We start from the raw sequence: 14,730 nt of genomic DNA, 5'->3' as shown, positions 1-14,730 counted from the left end.
TTAACCTCCCAGCAATATTCTTATGTAATTCTCATTATCCAGCAAAAATTCCGGGATTTTATTGATCAGGCCCAGAGGCAATGAAGGTACTACACCAAATAAGATGCATAAACTGCCCAGAAATACAGCCGGCAATCGTAAAGACAACCCGGGTGCTTCTATCAATATTTCTTTTTCATTTTTTGTATATAATGTAACAATGACTTTTAAATAATACGTTAAAGACAAAAATGTTCCGACCAGAATAAAGAAAGCGGCATAAACAAAACCGGATTCCAGCGCTGCTTCAATGATGAGCCACTTACTGATAAATCCATTGAAGGGAGGAAGGCCCACGATCGCAAGGGAAGCAATCACGAAAATAAAGGAAAGCAGTGGGAATCTATAACCCAACCCTTTAACATCTTCTATATCAACTGCGCTTAAACTGGAATTAAAAATGGCTGCAACAAAAAATAAAGTGCCTTTCATTATGGCGTGATTGAGAATGTGAAAGTTACCCCCAATCAATCCTTTCTCACTTCCAACAAATAATCCGATCGTGATATAGGCTATCTGCGCAATACTGGAATATGCAAGAAGGCGGATCAAATTGGACTGTTGATAGGCTAGAAGATGAGCCGTAAGAAAAGTCATGACTCCCCAAAGGACACCAATATGCAGTATCCCACTTTCATTCAGAAAATCAATTCCAAAAATGATATACAGCACTTTGATCAATGCATAAACAGCCGATTTCATCACCAATCCCGAAGATAAAACATTATAGGGGATGGGGGAGTCTTCATAAGCATCAGGAATCCAGGCATGGAGGGGGATTAACCCGATCTTGATGGCATAGCCAAAAGCGAAAAAAGCCATAAGTGCACTTTTTATCTTGAATGGAATATCTTCAAATATCAGAGAAATCTCGGCCATATTGAGAGTTCCTGTTACATAATAAGTCAGGATAGTAGCGAGCAAAATGAAAAAGCTCCCTAATGTGGACATGATTAAATACTTAAAAGCACCTTCTAGTCCTTTATTCGTATTCTTCAGCACCGTTAAAGCAATGGAACACAGGGAACTGACTTCGAGGAATACATATAGATTGAACAAATCAGCGGTAAGGACCATTCCTGCGATACCGGCTATCATGATATAGGTAAAGATAAAATAGATATGTTTATGAGTTTTGATAAATTTCAGTGAGAATATAATAACAGGTAAAAACAATAGAGCTATTATCAACAAAAACATGGCGGAAAAAGGATCCACCATTAAATTTATGCCCAACAGCCCCCAGCCGCCAATGCTGTAAACTTGTGGAGGATCACTGCTATTGATAACTAGAATTAATAAGTAAAGATAGATGATTGCACTGCCTGTTACCACTGGAGTGAGGGTCTTTACAAAGTATAACTTGGATATTCCAAGAAAAAAGGCGGTTACTAAAGGTAAGATGATAACCCAGACAGCCGCTTCCATTATGATCCTCCCTCAAGTTAAATTATCCTCTCAGTTTTCGAACCTCATCAATGTTTAATGTCCCAAACCTTTTATATATCTTGATCACCAACGCCAGCATGACAGCTATAACACTTCCCCCGATAACAATCGCTGTTAAGGCCAGTGCCTGTGGAATCGGATCAACTACGAGTTCATATTGCTTGTCCATAATAGGAGCAGTTCCATCCGGCTTATAACTTATCAGCATCAACAATAAAATTAATGAAGACTCTACAATCGTAAATCCGATAACCATTTTGATTAAATGTTTTTCAGTAATGATCGTATAAAGGCCAAGAGAGAACAATATGGCCACGACAGCATAGGGTATTTCCACTTCTATCTCTCCTTAATCAAGCTATTAAGAATGATGGCGAAACCCGCTCCTACTTTTACACCAATCAATAGGTTTAAATAAGGTATCAGTCCGGCACTGATTAATTCACCGGTATTTCCCGGCCCCAGACCGTTTGCGAGAAAGCTGCCTCCAGTCAATACCCCCAGTGATCCCAGTAAAATAAAACCTATGACTCCTATATCCTCTACTAACTTTTTGGGAGCAGGTTTGAATTTGTATTCAGAAATTTCGACCCCATAGATTACCGTCAAGAGAATGGGGATTACCGCTAAAACAACTCCTCCCACAAATCCCCCGCCGGGACTTAGATGGCCAAAAAAGATTAAATAGGCTCCTAAAACGGCTAAGTATGGGATCATCCACTTTAGCGTTTGATCAACAAGCAGTGAAAATCTGATAACCGGCATTGCTGCTGTTTTTAGTGGAACCATAAAAGCTAAAATAGTAGCAGCTGTTAAAAGCACAGTTGTTTCACCCAAAGTATCAAAGGCCCGGTAATCATAGAGGACGGAAGTAACTAAATTAATTGCCCCGGTTTCCTGCACCCCTTCAGAAATATAGTGATGGGATAAATATCTTTTACTATCACTGTCAAGATTATGTATTTCAGCAAAAATGAAAAAGAAGAAAAGCGCCAGCGATAGAACAAGGCCTATTTTATAAGCTTTTGAAATAACTGCAGGAGTTCTATTCATTTCGCCGATACTCCGTTTTATTGATCGTAATGACAAAAAAGACAGTCGTTAAGCCTGCAGTGATGACAGCTTCGGCCAGAGCGGCACTCGGAGCCTGTAAAATGACAAATATAATCACTAGAATAGACCCGAATATGGGGAGGACAATAACGGAGTTTGATATATCTTTCGTAAATACGATGAAAATTGCAGTAAGCAGCAAGAAGATCACTAAAATATTCAATATAATCTCAATCATGACATTGCCTCCAGTCACTCATAAGTCGGTATCTTTCATCTGTTCATGATCAGCAAAACTGGCTATGACATGAATGGCTATGGGGTTCTTGATTAATAACAAAACGATGAGGACAATGAGCTTTAAAGAAACAAAGATATCTCCTTCCAAGGCTAAACATCCCATTAAAACGGAAATGCCCCCGGCCATCAGGCATTTAGAGCCGGCATGTAACCGGGTATACAAATCAGGAAAGCGGACCATCCCCACAGCAGTACTAAACAAAAAATAAATGCCTGTTATAAAGAACAAATAACTAAATAGCTGCCTTAACAGATCAATAAAAATGATCATCAACTCTTCCTTCTTCCGGCTTTCTAATATACTTCGCCATAACCAGCACATCCATAAATAAGAAAAAGCCAAAAACTAAAGCCACATCAATGAAAATCTTTCTTTCGAAGTAATAACTTAATAAAACCAACACTAATAAAAACATGACCCCTATGGAATTCATGGCGACTATTTTATCAGCTTTACCGGGGCCTCTCATCACCCTGTAGAAAGTTAAAATAGCAGAAAGGACGATGGCAAGTATTATATAAAGCACTCAAATCACTCTCCACTTGGAATGAAATCCTGTATTACTCAAATATTTTAGCTATCAAAGACTCATGTTTATTGATACGTATTTTCTTAACTTCGGCTTCATCGTCGCTGTGAACATCTATCCAGTGAATGAGGTAGTTTTTACTGGCACTATCGAAATCCATAGCAAGGGTCCCCTGAGTGATTGTCATGAAATGGATCAAATTTTCCAAGCTGCCTTTATTGTCGAGAGATGTTTTCATTCTTACCAGCCTGGGTGAAAAGGATGGTTTCGTTTCAAATGCATGCCGGGATACTCGGAATGCAGATATGAAAACATCAAATATACAAACAGCGGCTACCAAAGATATGTAATATGTTTTTTGGAAGAATTTCTTCGTTCTATATTTCTTTTGTTCGATTCTGAACAGACTGCCGACCAACATAAACGATATAACTGAACTAATCATACTACCTAACAAAAATACCTCGATATTAACGCGGCCTGCAAAAACAAACCATAATGCCAAAGTTAGAAAAAATGTTACTATATTTCCCTTCATATTCTCTACCTCACTTTAAGAGTAGTAAAGGCGGCAGCGCCAATTGTGTAATGAATGGAAAACAAATCAATTCATTCTTATTGTTACCATAACATGTGTAATTATGATTAATGATATTGCCCGTTCTCCCATAGGGGAACAGATGTATTCGGCAAGTTAAAGAAAGTGATGGATTCTTGATATATTATTAATTTTGTAACTTTTATCACATAATCTCTAACTGGAAAAAGGTATATTTAAATAGAAGGCTAATTATTAAGTAGGACAGGGAAAATTAAGCCGGCTTCGTCTATTTAAGAACAGAAGATTTTAAAATAGGTTATGAATGTGGAGATGATGAAAGTGAGATATAAAAGAAATGAGACGTTCAGATATGAATTTGGCAAACCCTTATCAGGTCATTTCAAAATTCTAAGAATCAATGGTCAAGACGTGGAAAGCAAGTTGGGAAAAGCTGATATTTTTGATTTGAGCCCAGAGGGTTTAAAGGTTGAGACCGATCTCGATTTACATAAAGATAATGAGGTGGACATTGAGGTCACCTTTACGATCATCACTGAACAAAAATTAACAGGGGAAGTTGTTTGGCAGAAACGGAATTATAGCGGCAAGTATCAATATGGGATCCATTTATATAATGATGCCGAGAATAAAGATAAGTTAATAAATGAGTTGAAGGAATACAGTAAAAAACTGTTGAATGAAAAATATAGATGATTTGATAGATTAACGGGGAGCTGGAAGTGCATTGTTAAGGTTTTGAATTTAAAGATTGCGAAGAAGAAAAGGCTTCTTCACATGTCGTGTTTTCCTGCAGGAAAACCTCCATAGCTGTCGAATTGTAAGATTATGGAGGTGGTAATGGTGGAGCAGGTTGATAAAAAAGTATGGATTTGCTCTAAGTGCGAGAAAGTAATAACAGATGAAATTGAGTACCGTGATAACGGGGGAATATGTGATGAGTGTTACAGTATTCCCGTAAGGAAGAGAATTGGACGGTTAAGATGAACTGATTGGCAATATCGGTCACATAAAGATAACTGATATTGCAGATGAGCCTATTGATATATGTATGAGCATCTATGCAGGTGCTCTTTTTGTTTGGGCTTTTTTGTGCTGAGTCCCGCTATAAATGAAACATAACCTGTTTTATCTTTCACCAGCTTGGGAAAGGTAAAAGAAAAAGGAGTGATAATATGGAATTTTCATTTAGTCTTATTATTAATATCCTTGTCGCGGTCTATCTGTTCATGGATGCGAAAAAACGGGACAAGAACCCATGGATTTGGGGGATACTGGGCCTTATATTTGGTATCATCGTACTTGGTATCTACCTGATTGTGACGGGAAGGAAGCTATGGGGCTGGATCATCGTTATCCTGTCCATCCTATGGTTTATCATTGCACTGATCTTTGGGTTGATCGGCGCCCTATTATTCATCTGATTTATTGAAAAGAGCCAGCCGCAGCTGGTTCTTTTTGCTGTTCCGGGACCTCCTTTTCATATTTTTTTAACCATACGTAAAACCTAATTCCAATCCCCATGCCGGTGAACAAATCAATTTTATGGTTAAAATAAGAAAAATAGTCTATTTATAAGGGTAAGACCAAACGCAACCCGAAGGAGTGAACGGCGTATGTATAAATATTCTGATGACAGCCTCGCATTACATACAGACCTTTATCAAATCAACATGGCCAAGACCTATTGGCAGGACGGGATTCATGAAAAGAAAGCAGTGTTCGAGTTATTTTTCCGAAAGCTTCCGTTCGGGAATGGCTATGCCGTATTTGCCGGTCTTGAAAGGGTCATCGATTTTATAAAGAACTTTCATTTCAGTGACTCGGATATAGAGTATTTGCGAGAGGAAGTCGGGTATGAAGAAGCCTTCCTGCAATACTTAAAGGAAATGCGTTTTACCGGAAGCATCCGGTCGATGAAAGAGGGAGAGCTGGCGTTTGGAAACGAGCCGCTTTTGCGGGTGGAAGCTCCTCTTGCCCAGGCGCAGCTCCTGGAAACAGCGCTATTGAATATCATTAACTTTCAAACATTGATTGCGACTAAAGCAGCGAGAATCAGGCAGGTTGTCGAAGATGAAGTCGTGATGGAGTTCGGAACGCGAAGGGCGCAGGAAATGGATGCCGGCATCTGGGGAACCCGGGCCGCATTTATCGGCGGATTTAACGCGACAAGCAATGTCAGGGCAGGCAAGCTTTTCGATATTCCAGTAGCGGGGACGCATGCCCACTCGATGGTGCAGGCATACCGCGATGATTATGTTTCTTTTAAAAAATATGCGGAGTCGCATAAAGACTGTGTTTTCCTTGTAGATACCTATGATACTCTCCGCTCAGGTGTACCGGCGGCGATCAAGGTTGCAAAGGAAATGGGAGATAACATCCATTTTAAAGGAATCCGGCTGGACAGCGGAGACATGGCTTATTTGTCAAAAAGAGCGAGAACGATGCTCGACGAAGCAGGCTTCACAGAAACAAAGATCATCGCCTCCAATGATCTCGATGAATATACGATTCTGAATCTGAAGGCACAGGGAGCCAGAATCGACACTTGGGGAATCGGAACAAAACTCATTACCGGTTATGACCAGCCGGCCCTTGGAGCAGTGTACAAGCTGGTGTCCATCGAGAGCGAAGACGGTGAGATGACGGACACGATCAAAATCTCCAGCAATGCTGAAAAAGTATCGACTCCCGGATTGAAGAATGTCTACCGGATCATCAATAAAAGCAGCGGCAAGTCGGAGGGAGATTATATCACGTTGGAAGAGGAGAATCCGCATGAGCAGGACAGAATCAAAATGTTCCATCCTGTCCACACTTTTATCAGCAAGTTTGTAACCAATTTTGAGGCAAAAGACCTTCACATTGATGTTTTTAAAAACGGAGAGCTTGTTTATTCCCCTCCTTCCCTGCAAGAGATCCGCGAATACTTCCAGGAGAGTATCGAACTGCTATGGGATGAGTATAAGCGGTCGATGAACCCGGAAGATTACCCTGTCGATCTAAGTGAAAAGTGCTGGAATAACAAAATGGAAAACATCGAGAACGTGAAACAGAAAGTGAATCAGTTTCAAGACAGCATGCGGGGCTGATGTTTGTTGCTGATCTGTAGATGGTATTATAATAAGAGAATAGTCGTGAAAAAATGAGGAGAGTGAAACGAGAAGATGGATTCTTTGCAAAAGCAGATTGTCGAAGAAATGAAAGTAAAACCGGAAATCGACCCGAAAGAAGAAATCCGCAGAAGCGTTGATCTGATGAAAAACTATCTGAAAAAATATTCTTTCTTGAGGAGCCTGGTGCTCGGTATATCCGGCGGCCAGGACTCAACTCTTGTCGGAAAGCTTGCTCAAAAAGCAGTAGATGAACTGAATGAGGAGAACGGCACGGACGAATACCAGTTCATCGCTGTCCGCCTCCCATACGGAAAACAAAATGATGAGCAGGATGCGCTTGATGCCGTCGAGTTCATTCAGCCAAGCAAGTCGTACACGGTCAACATCAAAGGGGCGGTTGACGCAAGTGCTGCGGCAATGAAAGAAGCAGGCGTTGAACTGTCTGATTTTACAAAAGGAAACGAAAAAGCGAGAGAACGCATGAAGGTCCAATACAGCATGGCTGCCATGAACAAAGGCGTCGTCCTCGGAACAGACCACTCTGCCGAAGCTGTAACCGGCTTCTATACAAAGCATGGCGACGGCGCGGCAGACCTCGTGCCGATCTTCCGCCTGAACAAGCGCCAGGGAAGAGCGTTGCTCAAGGAACTTGGAGCTCCCGAACATCTTTATACGAAAATCCCCACGGCCGACCTTGAAGATGACAGGCCGATGGTCCCTGACGAAGAAGCGCTGGGTGTCACCTATGAAGAAATCGACGACTTCCTGGAAGGCAGCGAAGTTTCGAAGGATGCCGCCAAAACAATCGAAGGCCATTACCTGAAAACAAGACATAAACGCGAACTGCCGATTACCGTATTTGATGATTGGTGGAAAGAATAAGTTTCTCGACCGGCAAGGGATTGGACCTTGCCGGTTTTTGGTGTTTTCCAGCTTGCCAATTCATTTTTTCAAAATAGACTTGAAGGTAGACTACTTTTGGGAATTTGTATAAAATTTACATATATTCTAATAAGGAGTGATGCGTATTGATCATGAAAGAGCGTGATGTGCCAAAGGAATTGAAAATATTAAGAGCCCTGAGGCCAAGAATGAATTTTAACGAAGAGGAAGAAAGCTACTACCAGTATAAAGAAAAAGGATACGAAGGAGAAGTGACCTTCGATAAGTGGGCTGAACCACTGAAAAATCATATTTTTCTAAATGACGCAAACTTCAATGTGAACAACAACAACTTCCAAGTTGACTCCCTCGGAATCTCCTCCAGCACTCTTCATATCTTTGAAGTCAAAAATCTCGAAGGCGACTACATCCTTGACGAAGAAGATAAATGGCGCTCTCCAAAAGGAAACTTGGTAAAGAACCCCTTGCTCCAGCTTCAAAAAACAGAAACCCTCATAAACCAACTCCTTAAGAATATAGCCTGGCGAATTAACGTCGAAGCTCACCTTGTCTTTGTGAACCCCGCATTTCACCTGTATGATATCCCTTCAAATTTGCCGATCATCTACCCAACTCAATTACTACGGTTCAGAGAAAAAATGTTACAGCGAAGTTCAAAACCCACTCGTTCAGAAATCCAACTTGCTGAGAAATTATTGTCTCACCTGATAGACGAATTGCCTTATAACAGTGTGCCGAATTATTCGTATGAAGGGCTTCGGAAGGGGATTGTTTGTCCTCGCTGCGGGATGTTTTATGGATCATTACAAAAAACTTTGTATTGTGGGAAATGTGGCGGAAGAGAGAAATGTACGGAAGCAGTTTTAAGGAGTGTGAGGGAGTTAAAGTTATTATTTCCGAATCTAAAAGTGACTTCTAGCCGTGTTTATGAGTGGTGCGGTGTTATTAGAGATGTAAAAACAATACGGAGAATATTGAAAGACAACTTTAAGTTTGTAGGGCATGGAAAATCGGCACATTATATTTAATGAAATTTGTGATGATAAGACAAATGTTTTGAAAATACCAGAAAGGGTCTTTGACGTCATTGAATTTAAATGGAAAGAGAAACGGAGTCGCCATAGGAGTTCTATGGGGTTGTCGAAATAGGGAGACAAAGAAATAGAGTCGCTATAGAGACTCTATGAGGTTGTGAAATTAGGGAAACAAAGAAATAGAGTCGCCATAGGGGCTCTATGGGGTTGTGAAATCAAGGAAACTGAGAAATAGAGTCGCCATAGAGGCTCTATGGGGTTGTGAAATCAAGGAAACTAAGAAATAGAGTCGCCATAGAGGCTCTATGGTGTTGTGAAATTAGGGAAAATAAGAAATAGAGTCGCCATAGGGGCTCTATGGGGTTGTGAAATTAGGGAAAATAAGAAATAGAGTCGCCATAGAGGCTCTATGGTGTTGTGAAATTAGGGAAACTAAGAAATAGAGTCGCTATAGAGACTCTATGAGGTTGTGAAATTAGGGAAACTAAGAAATAGAGTCGCCATAGAGGCTCTGTGGTGTTGTGAAATCAAGGAAACAAAGAAATAGAGTCGCTATAGAGACTCTATGAGGTTGTGAAATTAGGGAAACTAAGAAATAGAGTCGCCATAGAGGCTCTATGGTGTTGTGAAATTAGGTAAACAAAGAAATAGAGTCGCCATAGGGGCTCTATGGTGTTGTGAAATTAGGTAAACAAAGAAATAGAGTCGCCATAGAGGCTCTATGGTGTTGTGAAATTAGGGAAACAAAGAAATAGAGTCGCCATAGGGGCTCTATGGGGTTGTGAAATCAAGGAAACTGAGAAATAGAGTCGCTATAGAGACTCTATGGGGTTGTGAAATTAGGTAAACAAAGAAAAGAGTCGCCATAGGGGCTCTATGGGGTTGTGGAAATAGGGAAACTAAAAAAAGGAGTCGCTATAGAGACTCTATGAGGTTGTGAAATCAGGGAATTAAAGAAACGGAGTCACCATAGGAGTTCTATGGGGTTATGGAATCTGGAAAACTAAGAAGCTGAGTAGCCATAGGAGCTCTATAAGGTCGTTGAATCAAAAAAGAAAATAAGTCCTCTAAGTAAGTTTCCATACTAACATTCCTCGACTCATTACCCACACCCAATTTTCAAAAAATGGATTTTGTTATATAATTGTAACAGAAAATTCTAAATGTTATAGTCAATCAAATCTACATAGAAAGGAAGCATACAAAAAAGCAAGGGTCTCCCACAGCACAAAAACAGACAAAATACCTAATGTTTCAAGTTGTATTTCCAATATCCAAAAGGGTTTTTAAATTTAGCAGAGAATTATGTAAGTAATTAGACGGGCGAATGTCAGTCAGAGTTTCAGGAGGGAATAGTATGACTACGAATGTAACGAATCCAAAGTTGCAGCATGTTATTGATAATATTGAAAAAGTTATGATTGGGAAACGATCGGTGGCGGAATTGAGTTTGGTGGCGCTGCTTGCGAACGGCCATGTGCTTCTTGAGGATGTTCCGGGTGTTGGTAAAACAATGATGGTCCGCGCCCTTTCAAAATCGGTCGGAGCTTCGTTTAAACGGATTCAGTTCACACCCGACCTGCTTCCTTCAGATGTTATCGGTGTTTCGATATATAATCCGAAAGACGGGGAGTTCCATTTCAGGCCGGGACCGATCATGGGCAATATCATCCTTGCCGATGAGATTAACCGTACATCTCCAAAGACTCAATCGGCTCTGCTTGAAGGGATGGAAGAGCACAGTGTGACAATTGATGGAGTTACGCGCAAGCTGGATAAGCCGTTTTTCGTAATGGCGACTCAGAACCCGATTGAATATGAAGGAACCTATCCGCTTCCGGAAGCACAGCTCGACCGTTTTCTACTAAAAATGAAAATGGGCTATCCGGAAATGGAAGAAGAAATGGAAATCCTCAACCGTGCCCAGAAGAACCCGCCGATTGAAGAGTTGGAGGCGGTTATTTCGCTTGAGGAGCTCCGGATGATCCAAGAAGATGTGAAAGAAGTAATCGTCGACGATATATTGAAAAAATATATTGTCGATATCGCACACAGAACAAGGCTTCATTCACAAGTGTACCTTGGGGCGAGCCCGCGTGGGTCGATTGCATTGATGAGAGCGTGCCAGGCCTATGCGTATTTGAACAGCAGGGACTATGTCATTCCTGATGATGTCCAGTATCTGGCTCCGTTTGTATTCTCTCACCGCATCATCCTGAAGTCAGAAGCAAAATATGAAGGCATCACGGCTGAAGAAGTGGTGGAACGTGTAATCACAAGGATACCGGTGCCTGTTCAAAGGCTTGTGAGATAATGAAGAAAAAATTACAGCTTTTAAAAGTGATAGGCAAGCTGCTGCTGCTCATTGTACTGTGGGCAGTCACGCTTGTTTACGCGTTATTCCAGGGCGGGTTTGTCAGCTGGTTTTTATTTTACAGCTTCGTTCCCTTTGCCTTGTTTTCTCTGCTTGTTTCACTGTATCCACTCTCCGATTTCAAAGTGGAACGCAGCTTTAAATCAACAGACTTTAAAGCGGGTGATTCAATGGAAGTGTCCATCAAGATTACACGCAGGCTTCCTTTCCCGCTGTTTTATCTGATTGCAGATGATATCGTATCCCCATCGGTTTTTTACAGATCCAATTTCCAAAAAGCGAAATCCATGATCTATCCGGGGTTCAGAAGGGAAATACATCTGCGATACAAGATTGAAGAGCTGCCAAGGGGAGAGCATCATTTCAATGCTGTCCGGCTGAAGACTGGCGATTTCTTCGGGATATTTGAAAAAGAAGTGACAATACCGTGTTCAAATACGCTGCTCGTCTATCCATCATTTGTCGATGTGATCTATAAGCCGCTGGAAAACCGCTATGATCAAGGAATGACTTCTTCCAATGTGAAAATCCAGAAGGATACGACAATGGCTACCGGCGTAAAGGAATATCAGCCTGGTGACCGTTTTTCATGGATACACTGGAAATCATTTGCCCGTACGAATGAGTTGATGACAAAGGAATTTGAAGAAAGGCAGTCACATGATGTGCTGGTTGTTTTAGACCGAGAACCGTCCAATTCCTTCGAGCCCATGATTACTTTTACCGCTTCAATTCTAAAAGCAGTCATGAAGAGGGGGGCACAAGCCGGAATGCTGTCCATTGGTGAAGACCATGTATCATTCCCAATCAGAGGCGGGGAAGAACATCAGCGCCAGCTTTATCACCATCTGGCGAAAGTGAAGCCCGACAGCAAGTTTGACCTCTACCAAGTACTTAACGGTGAAGGGATTAATTATCAGCAGTCAGCTACCGTTATGTTCGTGACAGGTAGAGTAAGCAAGAAGTTGATTTCAAGTATAAGGATGTATGCAAAGAGAAATTCCTCTGTGGTCATTTTCCTGGTAAAAGAACAAGGTGCGCAGCTTACGGAAGAGGAAAAAGCGTTGAAAGCGATGGCCGCTTCAAGAGGGATTTGGCTTAAGGTAAGCTATGAAGGTGAATTTGGCTCTGCGTTTTCGGAGGTGAAGAATGCATGAGTAGTAATGCACAGGCAAGGAATCTCCAACGAGCCCTTTTATATGGACTCGCATTTATTCTATTGTGGGAATGGTTGAGGCCTCTTGAGGATGTAACGGACACAGGCCATTTGGGATATTTCGTGGTATTTATCTTTTTGTCACTGGCCCTCTACTATCTTAATCTCAACAAATATTTATCTATATCTCTTAAAGCCGTTTTTATTTTGTACTCGCTGTATCACTTGTATCTGGATGATACGCTGATACACCCTGTGGCAGCTATGTTCAGTGACTTGTGGGCGAATATCGGATTAACGATTCAACGAGATTGGTCCATGCTCTCTGATATGTATCGGAGCCTGCTGTTCTTTATTTTACTGTGGCTGTTAACCTATCTGGTTCATTACTGGCTGTCAGTAAGAAAAACGATGCTGCTCTTTTACATTATGACGGTTATTTATATCGCATTGCTTGATACTTTTACAGCCTTCGATGCCAAAGGGGCGATTATCCGGGTCATCATTCTTGGCTTTTTGCTTCTGGGAATGCTTGCCCTGCTCCGTCTTAAAGATCAGGAGAGCCTTAGGGCGTCGAAGCTTGCAGCTGGTAGGTGGATGGTTCCGCTGGTCGTCATGATCGGAGGGAGTTCAGTGCTTGCCTTTGCCGCCCCCAAGGTGGATCCCATTTGGCCGGATCCCGTCCCATATCTCAAGGCGTTTGCTGATGAAGGCGGGGGCGGAGGAGCCTCGAAGCTTGGTTATGGTGAGGATGACAGCGAACTGGGCGGCCCGTTTCTCGGTGATCCGACAACCGTATTTTCTGCGGATGTCATAAGAGAGCACTATTGGAGAATTGAAAGTAAAGATATTTATACAGGAAGAGGATGGAAGAGAACGGGAACGGAAGCTTCAGATGCCAAAATTCCATTTGTGTCTGGAGAGGAAGTGCCCATTTCACTCACCGAACCAGATTCTGAAACCGATAAGGAAGCCGAAACAGAATACATTGATGTAAAGCAAGAATATCCTCACGTTGTTTATCCTTATGGGATAAAATCCTTTGAAGGAAATGAAGAAGGAATTTTTGCCCTCAGCCGTGATACGGAAAAAATCTCCACACTTCAAGGCGAAGAGGAAGTCGAACTGCAGGAGTACAGCTTGCAATACCTGAATCCGGTGTACTCGCTGAAAGGGCTTGAATCCACAAATGAAGAATCGTATCCTCAGGATACAGATCCTTTCATGCAGAGGTATACCCAATTGCCTGATACGTTGCCCCAGAGGGTTAAAGACTTGGCAGTATCCATAACGGAGGATCAGGAAAACGGATACGAGAAAGTGAAGGCAATTGAGGAGTACTTCGAAAAAGAAAATTTTGTTTATGAACAATTTGATGTTGCGATACCACAAGAGGGACAGGATTACGTAGATCAATTCCTATTTGAAACCCAGATGGGCTATTGCGATAACTTCTCAACCTCCATGGTTGTCCTGGTCCGTTCACTTGGCATTCCGGCACGATGGGTGAAGGGATATACAGAAGGTGAATATAAACGTACGATAGACACAAAATACAAAACCTATGATGTAACCAACAACAATGCTCATTCATGGGTAGAGGTATTCTTCCCGACAGAAGGATGGGTCCCGTTTGAACCGACAGTTGGTTTTACAGGGAATACGACTGTGGCCTACGACTATGAGCTACCAGAAACGGCCGAAACGACAGTGCCGCCTGTAGAACAGGAAACACCGGAGAAGGATCTCTCGCCTGAAGATGAAGAATCAACAAGCGGAGCCTCAAGCTTTTCTATTAAAGCCTTATGGGATGATGCTGTTACATTCGCTGAAGATAACTGGGGTAAACTGCTCCTTGTCTTGCTTGGCCTCGCTCTTGCTGCTTTAGGAGTGTTCATGATAAGAAGGCGCTGGCTGCCGATCTTCCTGATTCCTTACTACAAGTTTAGAAACGGTGATGAAGCCTTCCCGAGAGCTTATGTTTCATTGTTAAGGCAGTTAAAGCGTTACGGCCTTAAGATGGATGAAGGGCAGACACTCAGGACGTATTCCAGATATGTCGATTCATTCTTCGGCACAAGGGAAATGACTTCCTTAACTGCCAAATATGAGAGGACATTATACGGACAAAAACTTACAGAGCATGACTGGAAGGAACTTCGCAAGTTGTGGGAAAATTTAATTAAAAGGACAACAGGTTGACCAACGCTCGATCAA

15 protein-coding genes are annotated in these 14,730 nt (G+C 41.8%); 8 read left to right on the top strand and 7 right to left on the bottom strand.

The window, feature by feature from the left end; all coding sequences use genetic code 11:
* The 7 genes from M1E09_RS20295 to M1E09_RS20265 are packed head-to-tail and all read right to left on the bottom strand — an operon-like array spanning position 1 to position 3,909.
* Positions 1-1,467: a complex I subunit 5 family protein gene (locus M1E09_RS20295; RefSeq protein ID WP_456272628.1), complete on the bottom strand. Its 1,467-nt coding sequence runs from the start codon at positions 1,465-1,467 to the stop codon at positions 1-3.
* Positions 1,468-1,489: 22 nt separating this feature from the next.
* Positions 1,490-1,825, bottom strand: a complete 336-nt coding sequence (locus tag M1E09_RS20290; protein WP_456272627.1) for a sodium:proton antiporter — start codon at positions 1,823-1,825, stop codon at positions 1,490-1,492.
* A 2-nt stretch (positions 1,826-1,827) separates the two neighbouring features.
* Positions 1,828-2,541: a hydrogen gas-evolving membrane-bound hydrogenase subunit E gene (gene mbhE, locus M1E09_RS20285; RefSeq protein WP_456272626.1), complete on the bottom strand. Its 714-nt coding sequence runs from the start codon at positions 2,539-2,541 to the stop codon at positions 1,828-1,830.
* A complete protein-coding gene (locus M1E09_RS20280) occupies positions 2,534-2,779 on the bottom strand; it encodes a Na(+)/H(+) antiporter subunit B (RefSeq protein WP_456272625.1) in 246 nt (81 codons plus the stop codon). The genes mbhE and M1E09_RS20280 overlap by 8 nt, the downstream gene beginning before the upstream one ends.
* Positions 2,780-2,797: 18 nt before the next feature.
* Positions 2,798-3,112: a monovalent cation/H(+) antiporter subunit G gene (mnhG, locus tag M1E09_RS20275; RefSeq protein ID WP_456272624.1), complete on the bottom strand. Its 315-nt coding sequence runs from the start codon at positions 3,110-3,112 to the stop codon at positions 2,798-2,800.
* Positions 3,096-3,368, bottom strand: coding sequence for a monovalent cation/H+ antiporter complex subunit F (locus M1E09_RS20270; RefSeq protein WP_456272623.1), 273 nt, complete (start codon positions 3,366-3,368; stop codon positions 3,096-3,098). Before M1E09_RS20270 ends, mnhG begins: the two co-directional genes overlap by 17 nt.
* A 34-nt stretch (positions 3,369-3,402) precedes the next feature.
* Positions 3,403-3,909 (bottom strand): Na+/H+ antiporter subunit E, encoded by a 507-nt coding sequence (locus tag M1E09_RS20265; RefSeq protein ID WP_456272622.1) that lies wholly within the window; start codon positions 3,907-3,909, stop codon positions 3,403-3,405.
* Positions 3,910-4,251: 342 nt separating this feature from the next.
* On the opposite strand from M1E09_RS20265, the gene M1E09_RS20260 reads away from it, so the two are divergent.
* The 8 genes from M1E09_RS20260 (at position 4,252) to M1E09_RS20225 (ending at position 14,715) form a co-directional block, all read left to right on the top strand.
* On the top strand, positions 4,252-4,626 hold the full coding sequence (locus tag M1E09_RS20260) for a PilZ domain-containing protein (protein ID WP_456272621.1): 375 nt from the start codon (positions 4,252-4,254) through the stop codon (positions 4,624-4,626).
* A gap of 479 nt (positions 4,627-5,105) precedes the next feature.
* Positions 5,106-5,354, top strand: coding sequence for a hypothetical protein (locus tag M1E09_RS20255; RefSeq protein WP_456272620.1), 249 nt, complete (start codon positions 5,106-5,108; stop codon positions 5,352-5,354).
* Between the two features lie 192 nt (positions 5,355-5,546).
* The gene (locus M1E09_RS20250) at positions 5,547-7,022 is read left to right on the top strand and encodes a nicotinate phosphoribosyltransferase (RefSeq protein ID WP_456272619.1); all 1,476 of its coding nucleotides are present in this window, start codon (positions 5,547-5,549) and stop codon (positions 7,020-7,022) included.
* Between the two features lie 75 nt (positions 7,023-7,097).
* Positions 7,098-7,928, top strand: coding sequence for an ammonia-dependent NAD(+) synthetase (gene nadE / locus M1E09_RS20245; RefSeq protein WP_456272618.1), 831 nt, complete (start codon positions 7,098-7,100; stop codon positions 7,926-7,928).
* Positions 7,929-8,095: 167 nt separating this feature from the next.
* On the top strand, positions 8,096-8,977 hold the full coding sequence (locus M1E09_RS20240) for an NERD domain-containing protein (RefSeq protein WP_456272617.1): 882 nt from the start codon (positions 8,096-8,098) through the stop codon (positions 8,975-8,977).
* A 1,363-nt stretch (positions 8,978-10,340) separates the two neighbouring features.
* A complete protein-coding gene (locus tag M1E09_RS20235; RefSeq protein ID WP_456272616.1) occupies positions 10,341-11,297 on the top strand; it encodes an AAA family ATPase in 957 nt (318 codons plus the stop codon).
* Entirely contained in the window at positions 11,297-12,514 is a 1,218-nt protein-coding gene (locus tag M1E09_RS20230; RefSeq protein ID WP_456272615.1) for a DUF58 domain-containing protein, read from the top strand. The genes M1E09_RS20235 and M1E09_RS20230 overlap by 1 nt, the downstream gene beginning before the upstream one ends.
* Complete coding sequence (locus M1E09_RS20225; RefSeq protein WP_456272614.1) at positions 12,511-14,715, top strand: DUF4129 domain-containing transglutaminase family protein; 2,205 nt, start codon at positions 12,511-12,513, stop codon at positions 14,713-14,715. Before M1E09_RS20230 ends, M1E09_RS20225 begins: the two co-directional genes overlap by 4 nt.
* The last annotated feature ends 15 nt before the right edge of the window (positions 14,716-14,730 follow it).

The organism is Bacillus sp. AK031, assembly GCF_053903065.1.
Note: the sequence above shows the minus strand (reverse complement) of the source record. Positions and strands in the feature narration are given on the sequence as shown.